At 53.7% G+C, this 18939-nt stretch carries 13 protein-coding genes; 9 read left to right on the top strand and 4 right to left on the bottom strand.

Annotated features, from left to right (window positions below):
- Window positions 1–136 precede the first annotated feature (136 nt).
- Together ocd and AC3WTM_RS14665 are read right to left on the bottom strand one after the other, a co-directional pair.
- Complete coding sequence (gene ocd / locus AC3WTM_RS14670; protein WP_102669645.1) at window positions 137–1192, bottom strand: ornithine cyclodeaminase; 1056 nt, start codon at window positions 1190–1192, stop codon at window positions 137–139.
- A gap of 49 nt (window positions 1193–1241) precedes the next feature.
- Window positions 1242–2276, bottom strand: coding sequence for a histone deacetylase family protein (locus tag AC3WTM_RS14665; RefSeq protein WP_102669646.1), 1035 nt, complete (start codon window positions 2274–2276; stop codon window positions 1242–1244).
- Window positions 2277–2395: 119 nt separating this feature from the next.
- Here AC3WTM_RS14665 and AC3WTM_RS14660 point away from each other — a divergent pair, with 119 nt between their 5' ends.
- Window positions 2396–2896, top strand: coding sequence for an Lrp/AsnC family transcriptional regulator (locus AC3WTM_RS14660; RefSeq protein WP_102669647.1), 501 nt, complete (start codon window positions 2396–2398; stop codon window positions 2894–2896).
- 493 nt (window positions 2897–3389) lie between these two features.
- Here AC3WTM_RS14660 and AC3WTM_RS14655 read toward each other — a convergent pair whose 3' ends face one another.
- Window positions 3390–4271 (bottom strand): nucleoside deaminase, encoded by an 882-nt coding sequence (locus AC3WTM_RS14655; RefSeq protein ID WP_146023694.1) that lies wholly within the window; start codon window positions 4269–4271, stop codon window positions 3390–3392.
- Window positions 4272–4760: 489 nt separating this feature from the next.
- Between AC3WTM_RS14655 and AC3WTM_RS14650 the strand changes: the two genes are divergently transcribed.
- The 4 genes from AC3WTM_RS14650 (at window position 4761) to AC3WTM_RS14635 (ending at window position 9876) form a co-directional block, all read left to right on the top strand.
- Window positions 4761–6005 carry an EAL domain-containing response regulator gene (locus tag AC3WTM_RS14650; protein WP_102669649.1) on the top strand — a complete coding sequence of 415 codons (1245 nt, stop codon included), beginning with the start codon at window positions 4761–4763 and terminating at the stop codon, window positions 6003–6005.
- A gap of 377 nt (window positions 6006–6382) precedes the next feature.
- Window positions 6383–6865, top strand: a complete 483-nt coding sequence (locus AC3WTM_RS14645) for a polysaccharide biosynthesis/export family protein (RefSeq protein ID WP_259334654.1) — start codon at window positions 6383–6385, stop codon at window positions 6863–6865.
- A 63-nt stretch (window positions 6866–6928) separates the two neighbouring features.
- On the top strand, window positions 6929–9151 hold the full coding sequence (locus tag AC3WTM_RS14640) for a GumC family protein (RefSeq protein ID WP_102669651.1): 2223 nt from the start codon (window positions 6929–6931) through the stop codon (window positions 9149–9151).
- Window positions 9151–9876 (top strand): tyrosine-protein phosphatase, encoded by a 726-nt coding sequence (locus AC3WTM_RS14635; protein WP_102669652.1) that lies wholly within the window; start codon window positions 9151–9153, stop codon window positions 9874–9876. The genes AC3WTM_RS14640 and AC3WTM_RS14635 overlap by 1 nt, the downstream gene beginning before the upstream one ends.
- 49 nt (window positions 9877–9925) lie before the next feature.
- Here AC3WTM_RS14635 and AC3WTM_RS14630 read toward each other — a convergent pair whose 3' ends face one another.
- Complete coding sequence (locus AC3WTM_RS14630) at window positions 9926–13573, bottom strand: transporter substrate-binding domain-containing protein (RefSeq protein ID WP_102669653.1); 3648 nt, start codon at window positions 13571–13573, stop codon at window positions 9926–9928.
- A 150-nt stretch (window positions 13574–13723) separates the two neighbouring features.
- Here AC3WTM_RS14630 and AC3WTM_RS14625 point away from each other — a divergent pair, with 150 nt between their 5' ends.
- The 4 genes from AC3WTM_RS14625 to AC3WTM_RS14610 all read left to right on the top strand — a co-directional run bounded on the left by AC3WTM_RS14625 (window position 13724) and on the right by AC3WTM_RS14610 (window position 18850).
- Window positions 13724–14353, top strand: a complete 630-nt coding sequence (locus AC3WTM_RS14625) for a response regulator transcription factor (RefSeq protein ID WP_102669654.1) — start codon at window positions 13724–13726, stop codon at window positions 14351–14353.
- 361 nt (window positions 14354–14714) lie between these two features.
- Window positions 14715–15245 carry a fimbrial protein gene (locus tag AC3WTM_RS14620; RefSeq protein ID WP_102669655.1) on the top strand — a complete coding sequence of 177 codons (531 nt, stop codon included), beginning with the start codon at window positions 14715–14717 and terminating at the stop codon, window positions 15243–15245.
- 70 nt (window positions 15246–15315) lie between these two features.
- Window positions 15316–16056 (top strand): fimbrial biogenesis chaperone, encoded by a 741-nt coding sequence (locus tag AC3WTM_RS14615; RefSeq protein WP_102669656.1) that lies wholly within the window; start codon window positions 15316–15318, stop codon window positions 16054–16056.
- A 184-nt stretch (window positions 16057–16240) separates the two neighbouring features.
- Window positions 16241–18850, top strand: coding sequence for a fimbria/pilus outer membrane usher protein (locus AC3WTM_RS14610; protein ID WP_102669657.1), 2610 nt, complete (start codon window positions 16241–16243; stop codon window positions 18848–18850).
- The last annotated feature ends 89 nt before the right edge of the window (window positions 18851–18939 follow it).

Here is an 18939-nt window from a genome sequence, read left to right as displayed (position 1 = left end):
AGAAAGTGGGTGTGTAGTTTCTTGTTAGAGACGTCACGGTTAATGACGGTACGGGTTTGCGGGTGGCAGGGTTCTCGCCTGCGATCAAGGGGCGGGGCCCCTTGAATCCTTGCTCCGGGGCATCACCTGTGGACTATCAGCTGACTGTGCGCAGGCGCGAGGGAGCGACGGCCCAAGGCTGTTCGAGCAGTTGATAGAGGTTTTTTATGTTGGCCGGCGTCGGCACCAGGTGGATGCGCTCACCGATGGCATGCTCGCGTGCCAAGTCGTGCACGTAGCGCAATGAAGAAAAGTCTTCGAGAGCAAAACCCACCGAGTCGAAAACAGTGACCTGTGCGTCGTTCTCACGGCCCGCCACCTCACCTTGAACAATCCGGAAGAACTCTACGACGGGGAAGTCGGCCTCCAGTTGCTGGATATCGCCTTCAATCCGGGTCTGAGGTTCAAACTCAACAATGACCCGGGCATTGCGCAGGATCTGCGCGTGCAGTTCGGTTTTCCCCGGGCAGTCACCGCCGACGGCATTGATATGCATGCCGGGCTCGATCATTTCGGGCGTCAGAATCGTTGCATAGGCTTTGTCTGCGGTGACAGTGGTGATGATGTGCGCGCCCTTCACCGCTTCGTGTACCGAACTGGCCAGGATCACTTCAATATCCGGGAATGCGGACAGGTTGTGCTTTAACTTGAGCGAGGCATCGCGATCGATATCAAAAATGCGCAGTTTCTTTATGGAAAGCATTTCATGGAAGGCAAGGGCCTGAAATTCGCTCTGCGCGCCATTGCCGATGATTGCCATGATGCTTGCATCCGGGCGCGCCAGGGATTTCGCGACCAAGGCAGAGGTCGCGGCGGTGCGCACGGCGGTGGTCAGCGTCAGTTCACTGAGCAGCGTTGGATAGCCGCTGTGGACATCGGCCAGAACACCGAAAGCCATGACGGTGAGCAAGTCCCTTTGACCATTGTCCGGATGGCCATTCACGTATTTGAAGGAATACTGTTGGCCATCGTCGGTGGGCATCAACTCGATCACACCGTCGGCGGAATGATTGGCGGTGCGCGGCGACTTATCAAACTGCGCCCAGCGTGAATAGTCAGTTTCGATGTAAGCCGCCATTTGGCGGATGGCCCGGCGGATTCCCACCTTGGCGAACAGGCGTGCGGCATGATCGACGTCTATAAAAAGAGTCATGATTTTATTCTCCGATTCAATAGTTCAAGCACTGCGATTCACGGGGGGCTCAGGCGCGTTTGCTCTCGAATCCATGCAGCACGTTGACCGCATTGATTCCGATTTCATCGACCATGTAGCCGCCTTCCATCACGAACAGGGTGGGGCAGGCCACACCCGCGATCAGCTCGCCGATGCCGATGAAATCGTCGCTTTCCAGCAGGAAGTGGCTGATGGGGTCGTCCTTGAACGTGTCGACGCCGAGTGAAATAACCAGCACTTCAGGGGCGAATTGCTGGAGTTTCCGGCAGGCGTGGAGCAGGGCGTTGCGGTAACTTTCCCATGTCGTGTTTTTCGGCAGCGGGTAGTTGAGGTTGTACCCTTCGCCGTAGCCGGCGCCGACTTCGTGGCTGAAGCCTGAGTAGTACGGATAGGACACTGCCGGTTCGCCGTGCAGCGAAACAAACATGACGTCACTGCGCTCGTAGAATATGTTTTGGGTGCCATTGCCATGATGGAAGTCGACGTCCAGTACCGCGACCCGTTTGGCGCCTCGGGTAATAGCCTGTTGAGCGGCAATGGCGGCGTTATTGAGATAGCAATAGCCGCCCATGTATTCGCGAGCTGCGTGATGGCCGGGTGGTCGGCACAAGGCAAAGGCACTGTCGTGGCCTTCATCGATCAGCGCCAGGCCGGTGAGGGCAATATCGGCGCTGGTTTTTACGGCTTGCCATGTGGTCGCGGTAATCGGGGAGCCGGCGTCCATGGCGAAGAAACCGAGCTTGCCATCAATGAAAGTCGGTACTTGCTCGTTGGCCAGATCACGCACCGGCCATACCAGCGGCAAGGCATCGTGGGTGCGTCCGGTTGCGCACCATTCAGACCAGGCGTTTTCCAGAAAGGCTACATAGCGCTCGCTGTGTGCGTTGACATAGCACGCCCTGTCAAATACTCGCGGTTCGATGACCTGGCCTAGCCCTACCTGTTTGACCCGATGATGGACGGTATCGGCCCGGCTGGGTTGTTCGAACGACGGCTTGAGCACGCCATCTTTCAATTCGGTGCCGTGGTGAAAACGGTGGGAATCACTGAAAACTGTAAACATTGTGCGCATCCGTTGATGTGAGCCAGTACAAATATTCTCTTCCGGCTGCGGTGCGCTTTCTTTGCTTTTTATTCGTTGTTTAGTAGATTTATCGGGAATTTCTACTCAGGAATGGCGTAATGCAGAAAAAATCATCCAAGCGCATCAGTCTCGACGACACCGACCTGGCGATTCTCGCGTTGCTGCAGGAGGACGCGAGCATTTCGAATGCCGAGCTCAGTGAACGCCTGTCGTTAAGCCTGACGCCTTGCTGGCGACGGCGTAAGAGGATGGAGGAGGCGGGCGTGATCAAGGGCTATCAGGCAAACCTGGATCGACGAATGCTGGGGCTGGACATCATGGCGTTCGTGCACATCCGTTTTTCCACCCATGCCGATCACGCTCCGGACGCCTTCGAGGCCGTGATTGCTCAATTACCTGAAGTGTTATCCTGCCACAAGATCACCGGGGATGCCGATTACGTACTGCAAGTGTTGGCAGAGGACCTTGATAGCTACAGTGACTTTATAGAGCAGGTGCTCAGGCGTCAGGTGGGTATTGCCTCCATTCAGTCCAGTCTGGCTTTGCGCGAGGTCAAGACCAGTAGCCGTATTGCGATACCCAAATCGATCAAGGACTGAGTGAGTGGAACTATTTATCAAACCCCTAGTTCCATCCTGACACTGAATTTAACAAGTGGGCGATGTCATATGTTCATGGACGTTTAACCCTGCGACAGACGAGCGTTTTTTTATCATCAAGATTAATCAATGTTCACTTAAAACAGTTCATGAGCATCTGCGTTGCATCTTCGTCTGGACATCGAGGCCTGCGCGCGGACCGCCTAAATACAACAGGAAGGTCTCGACAGCAAACAGAAAATAAGTTGTTGCCACTCCTTAGGCCGGCTGTTCTAAGTGGCAGGTGCATCCTTGAAGTCTTCTTCCAATTCCATATGCCATGCCAGCATTCGGGATGGATCCAGCAAAGCCTTGGCCAGCACCTGGCAAGCTGACAGCGATGGGGCAGATTAAAAGCCAATTCGAAGGCGTGTTAGACGAGCGTATTCAGCAAACCCTCAACGTCTCCAGGCGGGAGCTTGAGAGCCTGAGCTATGGTGAAAGTAAGTTAGCACTAATTTGCCCGTGAATCGTTAAAAGTCTGGCAGACTTCCATAGCTTGCTCATCATGTTCTTTTTTCGTAATTTTTGCTAGATAGGCTCGTGCTGAATTTAGTATTTTCTCATTTTCAGGGTGTGAGATCTGATATTTTGCTAATGCACGTCCAGCCGACACGAAGATCCAATGAGCTTCATCCGTAAGCAGAAAATCTGTAATGCTGTCGTTTTCCTTTTGAAATACCTCAAATGCATGATCAAGTTTATTTTTTTGAGTTAGCTGGTTAGGCGTATCTTCCTCATAAGTTCTAGGGTATTTGCTACTCTTCAGTCTCTCACCAATACCTCCATAGGCCGGATCTCGTTGTAGGTAGATGACACGATCAACTTGAGTCATTGCGAGCATCCCCGCACACATGGCACATGGTTCTAGTGTTGTATAGACGCTATATCCTTTGACGTGCTTTCCCACACCCGGGCATTTTAAGAAGCCCTGCATCAGACGAACCTCTCCATGCTGCGTGGCGTCGTCGTCCTTTCTTATGGTGTTTCTTGCCCAAAATACTGGCTTGTTTGAGTTGTCAACGAGAATCGAACCTATATTGTGGCCCCGTCCGTTAACGCCTGTTTGCCAGTCTCTTTCGACCATGGTCATTGCCAGAAGGGAAAAGATTTCATCTTTCTCCATATTGGCTGTAACACTGCCCCTCCTTAATAAATCACATGACGGGATGTCGGCTCTGGTTTTTTTTTCGCCAATATATTCTGCTCGCTCCGCGTAAGCGTATTGATGAGGCCGTCCAGATACATGAAAGAAAGATTTGCATGTTAGCGATGCTTCGGCTGTTTCGTAGGAAATTGATAGTAGGGATATCAAGAGTGCGAGGAGGCTTTTCAATTTAGTTGTCTTAATGATGAATATTGGGACGAATTGACATTGAGAGCACCTAAACTCGATATGCTCGGCACGGCAAGCGCGCACGGTAGATCGAACAGATAACTAATACGGGTGTCGCGGTACGACATCGACGAATGTTTTCAGTAAAAGATAAAAAATGCCCCCAGGGCCGGGGGCATAAAGGTGCTTAACGTGGTGCAACCTGGCCAGTTTTAATCACGGTGTTTTTTTTGTCTGCAAGAAATTTCTTAAAATGTCTCACGGGGCAAGCTGAGCAGAAAAAATTAGATTGCTGGAGATTAAGAAAATTCTTGCATTTCAAGGCGGTTCGAGTAGGTGATAATCGCACTCTTGGAGATAACAGCGGCCCGAACCTAGCTATATTTAGTGCTAAGTATAAGCCGTGGCGTATTCCCCCGGCGCGGGTAACTTTCGCTGAGCGAATAAGTTGGCCTTGAATAAAACCACTTAAATTATAGAGGTGTTGCGTTGCGCTCACTTAATGTGCTGGTTCTTGAAGATAACGCTTTCCAGTTGATGGCCTTGCACAAGATGCTAAATGCCATTCAGGTCTTCAATGTGCTGACGGCGGACAGTGTGGAGGTCGCCCAGCAAGCACTAGCCAATCGAGGAGGGGTCGATATTGCCATTTGCGATTTGCAGATGGACGGCCAGGATGGCCTCGACATGATACGGTTTTTGGCCAAATACCGCTTAGCTCGTGCGCTAATCATCCTGAGTTGCAATGACCAAAGCATACTTGATGGTGCGGCCCATTGCGCCCGATCACAGGGGATTTTTGTGCTTGGTAGTTTGTGCAAACCCATGTCGCTTGAAACGTTGTGCCAGTTGCTGGAGACTTATCAGAATCTTGTTGCTCAAGACGCTCAATCACTGCCACTGAAGCAGATATCACAGCGGTTTTCATTGGAAGAGTTACATCAGCTTGCTCCCGGTCAGCGCATCAGTCGCTCGGGTATGTTTGAGCAATGGGTTGCCTATTACCAGCCCAAAGTCAGTCTTGAGGGGCAGCTGGCAGGTGTGGAAGCGTTGGTCCGTTGGCAACATCCTAGCCATGGGTTGATGTCACCCGGTCAATTCATGGGCGCAGTGGAGAGTGCCGGACTGATTGAACCGTTAACCTGGCGGATGCTGGAACTGGCATTGACGTTGTCCTCGCGAGTGCTGCGCGAGCGCGGTGAACGCCTGCCAGTATCGGTCAATATCCCACCGTCGATGATCGAGCGGGATGATTTTGCTCGGCAAGTATTGGCGTTGTTGGGGCGCTTCGGGCTACCTGCCAACGTGCTCACGCTGGAGATTGTCGAAAACCCGTCGTTGCAGACTACGGCTGCACACCTGGAAGGTCTATTGCGCTTACGCATGCAGGGCTGCCATCTGTCGATTGATGACTTTGGCACCGGCGCGTCGAACATTCAGCGTTTACTGCAACTACCATTTTCCGAGTTGAAAATTCCCGCAGAGTTCGTGCGTGGCATTGGCGACGATGGACGCAAGGCCTCAGTGGTCGCCGGGGCTCTGTTTATGGCGCAAAAAATGGCCTTGAGCGTGGTGGTCGAAGGTGTGGAAACAGCGTGTGAATATCGAGCCTTGCAGGAATTGGGGGGGCTAACCGTACAGGGGTATTTCATTGCGCGCCCCATGAGTGAGGTCGACCTGTTGTGTTGGATTGAAGAGCGCACCAATCTCGGTGGCCTAGTTAAGGCAGTGTAAGCATGCGTAGGGCATCAAACACTAGTCCAAACGCTCGTCCGTGCAGGTTAGGATTTTTCTTGCAGACACAAACACCGCGTGCGTGGAAACTGAGTATGTAATTTTCCTCTCTTGGGGTTAACCATATTCTCAAGTATTCAGCGGTTCAACTTTCATTATGAGAAACAAAGTAATGGCATTGCTTTTGCGCAATTGGCCATGGGGTAATTGAATGCTTCTGGTCGCTGAGAGCAATTTAGCCCCCATCATCTGAGGCCTTTCAAGATGAGTGCGCGATGTTACTACTCATCAGCGGTTAGTCTTTCAAGAGTGTTTAAGTTTATGAAGCTGTCGATGTTTTTTATGTCCTGATCGGGCTGCTATTTTTCAAGAGCCCTTTGATATTGGCTCAAGGGAGCTCCCAATACAGGTTGTCTTCAGGTGATGTTATACGTATCGATGTAGTGGGTGAGCAGGACCTGAGCTTTAATGATCTTCGATTAACTGACGCGGGCAGTTTTACTTATCCCTTTATTGGGGATCTCAATGCGCAGGGCAAGACTGCAGCGCAGATCGAGCAGCTGATTGCCGACAAATTGCGTGGTGACTACCTGGTCGACCCAAGGGTGTCGGTTAGTGTGCCGCGCTACCAGCAGTTTTTTATCAGCGGCGAAGTGCGCAGCCCGGGCGTTTACCCCTATCAGGCTGGGCTGACACTGAGGCGTGCTGTCGCCCTCGCGGGCGGCCTGACCAAGCGTGGCTCTGAAAGCCGAATGACCATCGGTCGAGATCAGGGCTCGGTCACGCAAACGCATAAAGGCTCGTTCGACTCACCACTTTTGCCGGGAGACGCCGTCACCATTGCTTGGGGGGTCTTTTAGTAATCACGGTAACAGCGCGTGTTTTCGTCTTCAGTATTAAGCAAGTTTCAAGGTGAGATTTATATGCAAAGTAACCTTCTTTCACGCAAGCCGAATCCCCCGGGTCTTGAAATGTCTGATGAGATTGATCTACTCAAGCTCTGGAAAGCTCTCTGGCGGCGTAAGTGGGCCATTATTGGTTTTTCGATGCTGCCCAGCCTTTTGGTCGGACTTTCCCTATTGACGGTTACACCGACCTATAGGGCTGAGACAACCGTTCTGATCGAGGGTAAGCCTTCATCGGTTGGCTCGATCGAACATGTTTACGGCAGGGATACCGTAAGTAGCGAATACCTGCCCACCCAGCTTGAACTCTTCAAGTCCCGGGCTTTGGCCGAACGCGTGGTTCGTCAGCTGAACCTGGTCGCCCATCCCGAGTTTTTCGCGAAGGAACAGGAGGGGACATTTGCCTTGCTGAAGAAACTGCTCAGTGCGCTCGACATTCGCAAACTTGTTCCGAGCGGAGCAGCGCTTGAGCCACCTACACCTGAAGAGCTTGAGGTACTTCGGTTTGATGAAGTGACGCGGGCATTCATGACTCGCATCAAGGTTATACGCCAAGGCAACAGCACGCTGGTGAAGGTGCAGGTCGAAATGAGCGACCCGCAAATGGCGGCAAAAGCTGCCAACGCCTTGGCCAAGGAATTGATCGAGAGCCAAATGGAGGCGGCTGTGGAAGTCTCTGCCGGGGCCAGCGCCTGGATGAATGGCCGGTTGGTGAGCCTACGCGAGCAACTTAAAGTCTCGGAAGAACGTCTGCAGCGTTATCGGGAGGCGGAGAATTTGGTCGATGTAGGTGGTGTGTCGACGATCAGCGCGACGGAACTGGCGCGCACCGGTGACCGGTTGATCGATGCCCGGCTCAAGTATGCGGAAGCCGAAAGCCAATATCGCCAGGTTCAGGCCAATCGTGGCAACTGGGAAAAGCTGGCAGCTGTTCCGGCAGTGCTCGGTCATCCACTGATTCAGCAACTAAAGGCAGATGAGACCAAGGCGCGGGCCAAGGTTGAGGAGCGTTCCAAGCGCTACGGAGCGCAACATCCGCAGATGGAAGCTGTGCGCGCCGAATTGAATGCGGCCTCCGCCAGCCTGCACGGGCAGATCGTGCAAGTGGTAGCAGGTATCGAGCGTAACTACCAGCTTGCGGTTGCCAATCAAAAGACCCTGCAAGCGTCATTCAACCGCGTTCAGTCACAGCAACAGAGCGTCTCTCGCAAGGAATTCAAATTGCGTGAGCTAAAGAGTGAGGTGGACGCCAATCTCTCGCTGTATAACGCCTTCGCCAATCGTTTGAAAGAAACTGCGGCCACTTCCGACCTGGATATCGTCAGCGTGCGTATCGTGGACCCAGCGATCGTACCGACGATGCCAGTGGGGCAACGTAAAGTCCTGGTCGTGACCCTCACCGCAATGTTGTGCCTCATCCTGGCGGCCGCATTGACACTATTGTTCGAGGCATTGAACAACACCTTCAAAAGTGCGGATCAGGTCGAAGAGCAGTTGAACATTCCGGTACTCGGCGTTGCTCCGCGGGTGTCCACAAAGCTTGGCTGCGAGTTGTGGCAACTTTACAGTCGAGAGCTGGATCGGCGCTTCAGCGAGTCTATTCGGACAATGCGTACCGGCATCGTGCTTGGCGATCTCAAGCAACCACACAAGGTTCTACTGGTCACGTCATCCATACCTGGCGAAGGCAAGAGCACTGTGTCTACTAACCTTGCATGCGCCCTGGGGCAGATGGAGAAAGTATTGCTGATTGATGCAGACTTGCGCCGTCCCATGCTAGCGAAGCATTTTCAGTTGCCCATTGGTTCGCCGGGGCTGGCTAACTTGCTCGCCGGCACTGCTTCTCTGGACGATTGCATTCAGCAGGCTGACGGGGTGGATGTATTGGCAGCGGGCACCGTACCACCTAACCCGCAGGAGCTGCTGGCGTCTCCCTTGTTTTCCCAGCTACTGGAACAACTGAGTGAACGCTATCAACGCATTGTTATTGATACTCCGCCATGCCTCGCCGTCAGCGATGCGCTGTTGATGTCCACACTGGCGGACTTTGTACTTTATGTCGTCAAGTCCTATGCGACCGCGGTACCTCTCGTCCACAAAGGAATTGGCCAGTTGTTACAAGGCAGTGCACCGGTCAAAGGCATTGTGCTCAACCAGGTCGATGTTACGGCAGCGGGTTCCAGGGGTGGCCGTTACGACGGTTACTACGACTACTACAGCTATAGCGACAGCCCCACCTGATGATCGACCTACATAATCACATGCTCCCGGGTCTGGATGATGGCTCGATTGACCTTGAAGCCGCGCTGGATCTGGCGCGCATGGCGGTGGCAGACGGTATAAAAACAATCGTATGCACACCTCATATGCACCCCGGGCGCCACGACAACAGCGTCTCAGGAATTCAAGTCGCGTGTGCTCGAATGAAAGTTGCACTGTTTGAAGCCGACATTGCCTTGCGCATTGCCGCTGCCGCAGAAGTACGATTCGGCGACCACCTGCCGGCAGCAATTGAGTCGCAATCATTGTCCTTTATGGGAGAGTGGGAAGGTAGGAGGGTGGTCCTGCTTGAGTTTCCCCATGGACAAATCCCGTATGCCGCAGAGCATCTGATCGATTGGCTGTTGGCTCATGGCATCGTTGCGATGATCGCGCACCCTGAGCGCAACAAGGCTGTGATGCGAAATCCGGCGAAGCTCAGGCCGTTTGTTGCACGAGGGTGTTTGTTGCAGGTGACCGGAGCCTCCCTGACAGGGTATTTTGGTCAGCAGGTTCAGTCAGTTGCCCGTGACTTGCTGGAGCAAGGAGTCGTGCACGTACTGGCAAGTGATGGTCACAACGTGCGGCACCGTCCTGCAGTTCTCGCTCAAGCACATCAATGCGCTGCACAGCTTATTGGAGACCGCAAGGCCTATGCCCTGGTGCATGATACTCCGTGGGAAATAGCGCAGGGGCTTTTTGCATAGTCGTGCGATATGCAGGCACTCAGGGTCTTCTCGCGGGGCATGCCCACTTCTACTGATCTTTGGTTGACACCTTCCCCTCTTGCAACCAAACCAACAGGCTTTGCATGCAGCTGGAGACTACGCCTGCCGTGACCGTCAGCGTCTCGGTATCCACGTTGTCTCGGCAGGCTATTTCCATACTGGTGCAACTGATATTGAGCGCTTCATATTTCAGTATCAGTGCACTGCCCTTGATCTGATGGGCGAGGCTGGCCATTCCTTTGGTGTCACGCTGATCGAGTAACTTTTGCAGTTCAAGCAGGTTGTTCGCGGTACTGCGCTCCAGCTCTGACCAGAGGGCTTGCATCGCCGTCTCGTCTGCAACAGCCAAGCGCATCAGGTGGGCGTGAAGTTGATCACCTGACAATTCGCCATCATTGAACCCATCGTTATACTCGTTGCAGAGCGCCAGCAATCTGTTGCTCAGGGTGCTCAGGCTGATGGGTTTGAACAGGCAGTCATCCATCCCGGCATCCAGGCAATTTTGCCGTTCCTCAGGCACTGCGTTGGCAGTGAAGCCCAGCAGCAGGCAGCCAGGTTCGTTTCTTTGCTGTTCCTGCTGACGTATGTTTCGTGCCAGTTCATACCCGTCCATGTTGGGCATATTGCAGTCGGTGATGATCACATCGAAGGGAGCTTCGTGCCATAGCTTCAGTGCTTCGACACCATCGCTGGCTTCGCTGACATGATGGCCCAGGTAACTCAGTTGGCGGATAAGCAGGATACGATTGGCCATGTAGTCATCGACAATCAGGATGTTCAGCGGGCAATCGGCAGCCAGTGCTTCTGGCGTCTGCTGTTGCGAGGCCAAAGCTTCGATATGGAGAGCGTTCTGAAGCGGCAGATCGATCCTGACTGTGATCAGGGTGCCCACACCTTCCTGGCTGATCAGCTCGAGTGCTCCCCCCATCATTTCTACTAATGCCCGGCTGATGACCAGGCCAAGACCCGAACCGCTGTCAGACAGCTGTTGAGCGTTCTTAACCTGGGAGAAAGGCCTGAACAGGCGTTGTTGGTCGGCGACAGAAATACCAATGCCGCTGTCCTCGACCTTGACTTCCAGGCTCAAGGTTCGTTCTGTGGGATGAAGGGTCGCGCTTGCCGAAAGGTTGACCGAGCCTTGGGGGGTGAACTTGATTGCGTTGCTTAGCAGGTTGGCCAACACTTGCTTGAAGCTCGCGGGGTCGATGAGTACAAGCTGGTCGACCGAAGGGTCGATATGAGTGACCAGCTGTAGTGATTTCTGTGTTGCCGGGCCATCGAAAATACGCACGATCGACATCAACAGGTCGCGCAGGTTTGCCTGCTGGGGGGTCAGGCTGAGTTGTCCCGCCTCAATGCGCGCGATATCAAGTATGTCGCCGATCAGATCGAGCAGTCCTTGTGCGGCTTCCGAGGCGATATCGATGGCTGCCCGGTCAAAAACGCCTTGCTCGGCGGTTTTTGACGCCATTTCCAGCATCCCAATCACCGCATTCAGAGGTGTGCGGATTTCATGGCTCATGGTGGCAAGGAAGGTCGTTTTCGCCCGGCTGGCGTTATCGGCGTCATTCTTGGCGGCGTGCAGTTGTTGGATAAGGTCCTGACGTTCACTCACATCGAGCCACCCACCAATCAGTCCTTTGACGGTGCCGTCGCTTGCCCGATAGGGCAGCATCCAGTGATAGATAGTGAGTGTTTCACCAGAGGGAAGACTGAGCAGGCGATCTTCGAATTTGGGCTCGCCAGAGGCCATCACCTCAAACAAACTTTGATGGTATTGCGCTGCTTGGGCTGAATCGAGTAGCTGGCTTTGTTCGACGGTCGTGCCCTCCAGGGGAGCACCGTCGCTGACGCCGAAGGTATCGAGGTAGGCTTTATTGCACAGTAACAAACGCGCATCGCGGTCCCTGGCATAGATAGGGTGCGGGGTGCCGTTGAGTAACACGCGCTCGAACTCCAGTTTGTCGTTGAGTGCGCGCTCGGCGAGTTTGCGCTTGGACACTTCGCGTTTCAACGAAGTGATCCACACGAAGATGCCAAGCAGTAGCAGTGCGGCTGCAACCAGGCCCTGAATGATGGTTTCACGGTGTCTGGTCCAATAGCTGTCTTCGACGACAACCGCACGGCGCCACCGATTGGTGATCTCATCCATTTCCTCGGGTGAGATACTCAGCAATGATTTATTGAGTATCGACAACAGCTCGGGGGCTTCTTTGCTGACCGCGAAGGCGACCTGGCCTGCTTTGGTACCGGTGGTCGAGGCTATCTTGAGTGCGTCCGGGTAGGTCCTGGCGATGATGTAACGCGCACTGATCAACGAACTGAGGGTTGCATCCGCTTTTCCTTGAACGACCATGGCGAATGCTTCATTTAGATTGTTGGCCGGCACAAGCTGTACGTGCGGATATTTACGTGCAAGCAGCGACAAGTTGACGTTGCCATAGACCACGGCCAGTTTCTTGCCTGCCAGGTCTTCAAGGTTATGAGGCGCGTCGGATCTGGTGCGTGTCACGAGCACCAGCGGTGTTGCCAGATACGGGCGACTGAAGTTGACCAGCTTTTCCCGGTCTGGGCTTCGTGTCAGCGAAGCGACAATATCGAACCTGCCGGCGTTGAGCTCGGCAATCATTTGGTTGACCGAGGATCCGCGGCCAGTTTCAAAGCGCAGGCCGGTTCTCTGGCTGATCTTCTTCAGTACATCAACCGTCAATCCCCTGGACTGACCATTTTCATCGACGAAGGAGAAGGGCAAGTAGTCTTCGTTGAACAAGACTTTCAACTGGCCATGCTGGGTCAGCCATTCTTGTTCTTCAACACTGAACTTGATCGTGTTGCGCCCCGAAATACTGACACCGCCTGCTTGCCAGCGCTGGACAATGGCGATGCGTTCGCTGGAGGGAATGGCTTCAAGCGCCTGGTCGACCACGCGTTTAAGTTGCGCGTTTGAGCGCAGCAGCGCAAAAGAGAAGTTGTTGGCTTCCAGCCTTGAGAAGTCAGTCATCTGAACAGTGCTCAGGTAACTTTTATTGATCAGGTAATTGGCAGTAACCGTATCGCCCAAATATACGTCAGCATCGCCGAACGCGACCGCACCGATGGCATTGAGTATGGAGGGGTAGAGCACGATCTGCGCTTGGGGATAAAAACCCTGCACGGTCGCTAAAGGCAGGTAATGGTAAAGCATCGCAATTTTTTTGCCGGCCAGGCTCTCGTCAGTTGCGACATCATCTTCAATACGCGTGATAATAGTGGGTTGGTCGAGCATGTAAGGCGCCGAGAGCATAAGCTGCGGATCCACTGCTTCATAGGCGTTGGCCGATCCGATCATGTCAATGTCGCGGCGCTTGAGCGCCTCAATCAGCGTGGTGCGGTCTGGAAAGCTGACTATCTCGACCCGGACTTTGAGAAGCTGCCCAAGTAGTGCGGAATAGTCGGCGGTAATGCCCTCGAATTCTTTTGTATGGGTCGTGATATCGAGAGGAGGGTAGTCAGGGTCGGATATGCCAATGCGTAAGGTGGCTTTCTTTGCCAGCCACTGGGTATCGCTTTGGTTGAGAGAGAACTGATCAGATTCAATAATCGAGCGACCAACAACGTTCAGTACCACCGGGTTATTGTTGGCTGAGGCATAATTAAATACAACGCAGGAAAGAACTAATATCCAAACATACTTCATGCTTTTTCCTTGCCGCTGCCCGCTGCCCGCTGCCCGCTGCCAGACTCTTGCATTTATAGACACTGATAAGAACCCGGGTTAAAGCGGCTGATATCTCAATGCCTCCATGGTACACTCGCTATCACCTTATAGAAAGCAAGGGTTAGCGGCGTGGCGTACAAAATTCTTGTGGTAGATGACCATCCGCTCATTAGGTTGGCGTTGCGTGCAGTGCTGATTCAGGCGGGGCATGACGTGGTGGCCGAGGCGGAAAACGGTGTAGAGGCCATCAGTCTTGTTCGCCAGCACAATCCACATATTGTCGTCCTTGATGTGACGATGCCCAAGCTCGATGGAATTGCGGTCATCGACCGGATCAAAAGGCTCGAGTTGCCAGCGAGAATTATTATCCTTACCTCGTTGGCGTCGGAATACTACGCGCAGCGCTGTATCAAGGCGGGGGCGTCAGGATTTATAACCAAGACGGATGACTTGGGCGCTGTTTCCGACGCCATCAAGTCGGTCATGAAAGGGGAAATTTATTACCCCGACGAAGTCAACGTTTCTACCCGTAAAGGCGACATGCTGATGGGTGAAATGGAAATGATCAGCTCTCTCTCTGATCGCGAGCTTTCGGTGTTGCAGCAGCTTTCAAGAGGCATGAGTAACAAGGCGATTGCTGAAAACCTCATGCTCAGCAGCAAGACGGTCAGCTGCTATAAAGCCCGCTTGATTGACAAGCTGGGTGTCAAGTCTGTGGTCGATCTTGCCGACTTCGCCCGGCGCAACAAGTTGATCTGAATCGGGCGCCAATCTTCACGGGTGGCAGGCCGTTCGTGCTTTGGCCATTCGATCAGGTCTAAGCGCTGCCCTTCAGGTGGCGCGCGCTCTACCGTGCAGCTTAAGACTTTTCTTGCAGACGCCAGCACTGCTCTCCTAGAAACTGAATCTGTCGCTTCCAAGCAGAAACCACTATGCACCGCCTCTGAGGGGTGGAAATTCCGATGCTTCAACTCGCCGTAACGTTGCGGTGAGTTGTTCGGTGATTCACTGATGAGTGCTCAGGTGCGCGTTTAAAGTATGTTCAGGTTCTTTGTTTTTGGGGGGATGTTCAGATTGTGTAAAAACAAGTCTGTCAATTCAACTTATATATGGTATATCCATGAAATTAAAAGCGCGGCTAGCTACTGCTGTTACTACTGTTTTGGGTGCTGTAATTATTTTGCCGGCCCAAGCTGCTGATGGCAACATCACCTTCAACGGCTCAATTACTGCTACTACCTGTACCATCAATATCAACGGTGGCGGTCTTAATCCTACTGTGATCTTGCCAGCCGCCCGATTGGATCAGCTGACCGCTAACGGCAATACAACTGGCGACACCAGTTTTAACGTCGTGCTGAGCGGCTGCGGAGGCGCTACCAATGGTGCGGCGGTACATTTCGAATCGGGCGCTCTCGTCACTACTCAGGGGGCCTTGAGCACCACTGGCAGTGGATCTGGTGTAGAGCTACTGATCCACCAAGGGACCAGCACCACCCCGCTTGTGATTGGTCAAGCTCCCGCCCTCGCTATCGCAAGCATAGCTGGCGGCGGCCTTACGCTGCCTTACACCGTCAAATACCGCCGAATCGCCCAACCTGTCGCGGGTACTGTGAGTTCCAGCGTAGCCTACTCCATCGTCTATTTTTAAGCCATTTGCCGGTGGGTCGCTATGGCCCCCCAGCTGCCAGCAACCATTTATAAGCGCTAGGAGATAAGCGATGCGACCCTTTAAGTTTCCTCGGTTGTTGCTGTCTGGATTGATCCTTCTAAGCAGCCTTTTTATTGCTCAAGCCCATGCGGCCATCGTGATCAACGGTACCCGGGTGATCTATCCCTCCGACCAGAAGGAAGTCAGCGTCAAGCTCGATAATACCGGGAAGGTTCCTCTTCTGGTGCAGTCCTGGATTGATGGCAGTGATAAGCACAGCGGACCGGATACTTCCACGGCGCCGTTTGTCCTGACCCCTCCCATTGCCCGGGTCAATGCCGGCCAGGGGCAGACCCTGCGGGTACGCCTGACTGGTCAGCAAATGCTGCCACAGGATAAGGAATCATTATTCTGGCTGAATGTACTGGAAGTTCCACCGTCTGCCGAGGATGGGCAAAACAAGCTCAGCATTGCTTTTCGCAGCCGGATCAAGCTCTTCTATCGTCCGGCTGGCTTGAAAGAAGATGTGGCGCAGGCTGCCCATAAAATCCAATGGCGGCTGAAGAGTAGCGCTGGCGGTTGGGCCCTTGAAGGGGTTAATACAACACCCTATTTTCTAACATTGAACTCGCTCAAAGTGGGCGATGCCAGTGCTGAATTGAACTTGGCAAACAGTATGTTCGCGCCGGGCGAGCGCAAGACCTTGCCACTCAAGGGCAGCTATTCCCCATCGGGCAGCAGCCGGATTGAAGGGGGCGTGATAAATGATTTTGGTGGTACCAGTAAATTTGAGCTCCCTATTTCATTATAGAGAGATTTCTCAATAGTTGCGTGCGGTAGTCGAGCGACATGCTCTTGTCGTTAGCTGTTTGTTGTGTGTAAGGCTGTCCAAGCCTGAAGAACTCTCTTGTGTATTCAAGTAATCATTGAGGCTTTTGTCTTCGTGACGTTTCCTCGTTGGTGCAAGAAAGAGCCTTGGGGCTGTGGTGGTTTGAATGACGTTGCAAGTCAAAAACTGGGAAGGGTGTCACCTCAATAGGCGTGGAAACAATTTCAGTGTTACTCGCTGCTTTAATCTTTTTTGTTTAAAGTCACTTGCAGTTGCGACCCTGATTGACAGCTTTGGCCTGACCTCCACTGTCCGGGCGAAAGAGTTCGACGGCCCCTCAAGCGAATTCGCCAACTTTGATAGCGGCATGTTGATGGGCGCGAGCGCCGGTTCGCTTGATGTCGAGCGCTACAGTCGAGGAAACCCTGTCGAAACAGGTACCTACAGTGTTGACCTCAGTATCAATGGTGTATCAGCAGGACGCTTCGATGTTGTGTTTATTCCTGGTGTGACACCGCACCAGGCTAAGCCTGAACTGCCATTGGAGCTGCTGGATCAACTCGGTGTTGATACCGACAAATTACAAGCGAGCGCAGGTGCTGAAGCGACCTCCAAGGATCTGTTCGGCCTCATCGCCGATGCGACCTATCGCTACGACAGTGCCGATCAACGGCTTGAGTTAAGCGTACCGCAAGTCGCAATGCTCATCCGTCCACGCGGCTATGTCAGCCCACAGCGCTGGGAAAGGGGGGTTAACGCCGCGTTCGTCAACTACAGTGTCAACGCTTACCAAAGCAGTGGTCAGGGCGGTCAGAGCAATACCGCATATGCCGATTTCAATGCCGGCATCAATCTGGGCATTTGGCGTTTGCGCCAACGTTCGGCGCTGAACTGGAACAACGAAACTGGCAAGGCCTACCAGGTTGTTACCCGCTACGCGCAGCGGGATATCGATTCCCTCAGCTCGGAATTGACGGTGGGTGATGTGTTCACCGATGGCGAGATGTTCGATTCGGTTGCGACACGTGGAGTGCAGCTGGCCACTGACGATCGTATGCTGCCCGACTCGCTACGTGGCTATGCCCCCGTTGTTCGTGGCGTGGCCGCCACCAATGCGCGGGTCACAGTGCGTCATAATGGTTTCATCATCCAGCAGACCTCAGTCGCCCCCGGTGCCTTTGAAATCACTGATTTGAACCCTGCCAGCCAAAGCGGTGATCTGGAAGTCACAGTAACTGAAGCCGATGGGCAGGAAAAGCAGTTTATCGTGCCGTTCTCGTCGGTCAGTCGTTCCCTGCGCGAAGGTACTTCACGCTACACGGCAACTGTTGGCCAGGCGCGCAACCTGTCGTACGGTAGCTCGCCCACCGTCGCCCAGGCCACCTACCAGCGAGGCCTTAGCAATCTGGTGACCGGCTATGCCGGCATGTCCGCCTCCGAGGGCTATGGTGCTGCTCTGCTAGGTGGTGTGTTGAACAGCGAATACGGTGCGCTAGGCGCAGACATTACCGCCTCGAAAACCGACTTGGCGGGCAAAGCCTTCACCGGTCAATCGGCGCGTGTCACTTACAATAAAATACTGCAAAACACAGGCACCAATTTCACCTTGGCCGCGTATCGGTATTCCACTGAAGGCTATTTCGGTATGCGCGATGCACTTGTTGCCCGCGACCAATTTCAACAAAGTGGCGACAGCAACCCGGACACCTTCCGTCATGCTCGCAGCAGAGCGCAACTGAACGTCAGCCAGCGCATCAACAATAGCTCGCACCTGTATCTCAATGCCTCGGTGCAGAATTATTGGAACAGTCCGGGAAGCGACAAGCAGTTTCAGTCAGGTTACAACCAGACTTTCAGCTGGGGCACTGCGGGTGTCAGCGCCTCGCGCACTCAGGATATGTATGGAGAGAACTCCACCCAATACATGGTCAGTTTTAGCATGCCCCTGGGATCGGCCAGAAGCACAAATCGTGCCCATCTGAGTGCCAGTGCCAGCTCCAACAGCGACGGCAGTGCCGACGTGCAAAGTACTTTGAGTGGAACCAGCGGCGAAGACCACAGCCTGAGCTATGGCATTTCGGCCAGCAACAATCGTCCAAGCAGCGGTAAGAATTCAAGTAGCACCAGCGCTAACGTCCAGCTCCGAACGTCGGCGGCTGATCTGAGTGCTTCGCTCAGTAAGGGTAGCGACTTCCAGCAGGTCTCACTGGGGGGGAGTGGCTCGGTGGTCGTCCATCCGGCTGGTATTACCTTCGGTCAACCGTTGGGTGACACCATTGCCATCGTTCATGCCCCTGATGCGGCTGGTGCGACGTTGGGCAATGCTGCGGGCGTGAAACTCGACCGCAATGGCCAGGCAATCGTATCGTATTTGACGCCTTACCGGGTAAACAGCCTGGGAATCGATCCCAAGGGTCTTTCCGATGACGTTGAATTGCAAAGCACCAGTCAGGAAGTGGTACCGCGCAGTGGCTCAGTGGTCATGGCCCGCTTCAAGACCGTCACGGGTCGCGCGTTACTGATCAATGCCCGGCAGCCCGATGGCAAGCCTTTGCCTTTCGGGGCCAATGTCTACGATTCGGACGGTCGCACAGTGGGTGTGGTCGGGCAGGGCGGGCAGATATTCGCCCGCCTCGGCAGCGACCAGGGCAGGTTATGGGTCAGCACCCATGGCAAGGAGTCAAGTCGGTGCAGTATGACTTATCACCTCAAGCCGAGGGAGAAGGAACATGCGAATGCGGAACTGGCGCGGATCGATTTGCCGTGTCGTGCATAGGGCCTAGTTTTGGGGGATTTTCCTGAAGAGCGGAGCGATCGGATTGTATTGGTGGCAAAAAACAACTTAATGAGTGAATGCGTAGAGGT

The sequence above is a fragment of the Pseudomonas sp. EU05-FHT14B02 genome (assembly GCF_058791055.1).
Note: the sequence above shows the minus strand (reverse complement) of the source record. Positions and strands in the feature narration are given on the sequence as shown.

Excerpts from the sequence above, each read along its gene's own strand:
- ocd (WP_102669645.1), bottom strand. The coding sequence starts at position 1,192 with ATGACTCTTTTTATAGACGTCGATCATGCCGCACGCCTGTTCGCCAAG.
- AC3WTM_RS14665 (WP_102669646.1), bottom strand. The coding sequence starts at position 2,276 with ATGTTTACAGTTTTCAGTGATTCCCACCGTTTTCACCACGGCACCGAA.
- AC3WTM_RS14660 (WP_102669647.1), top strand. The coding sequence starts at position 2,396 with ATGCAGAAAAAATCATCCAAGCGCATCAGTCTCGACGACACCGACCTG.
- AC3WTM_RS14640 (WP_102669651.1), top strand. The coding sequence starts at position 6,929 with ATGCAAAGTAACCTTCTTTCACGCAAGCCGAATCCCCCGGGTCTTGAA.
- AC3WTM_RS14635 (WP_102669652.1), top strand. The coding sequence starts at position 9,151 with ATGATCGACCTACATAATCACATGCTCCCGGGTCTGGATGATGGCTCG.
- AC3WTM_RS14630 (WP_102669653.1), bottom strand. The coding sequence starts at position 13,573 with ATGAAGTATGTTTGGATATTAGTTCTTTCCTGCGTTGTATTTAATTAT.
- AC3WTM_RS14620 (WP_102669655.1), top strand. The coding sequence starts at position 14,715 with ATGAAATTAAAAGCGCGGCTAGCTACTGCTGTTACTACTGTTTTGGGT.
- AC3WTM_RS14615 (WP_102669656.1), top strand. The coding sequence starts at position 15,316 with ATGCGACCCTTTAAGTTTCCTCGGTTGTTGCTGTCTGGATTGATCCTT.
- AC3WTM_RS14610 (WP_102669657.1), top strand. The coding sequence starts at position 16,241 with ATGACGTTGCAAGTCAAAAACTGGGAAGGGTGTCACCTCAATAGGCGT.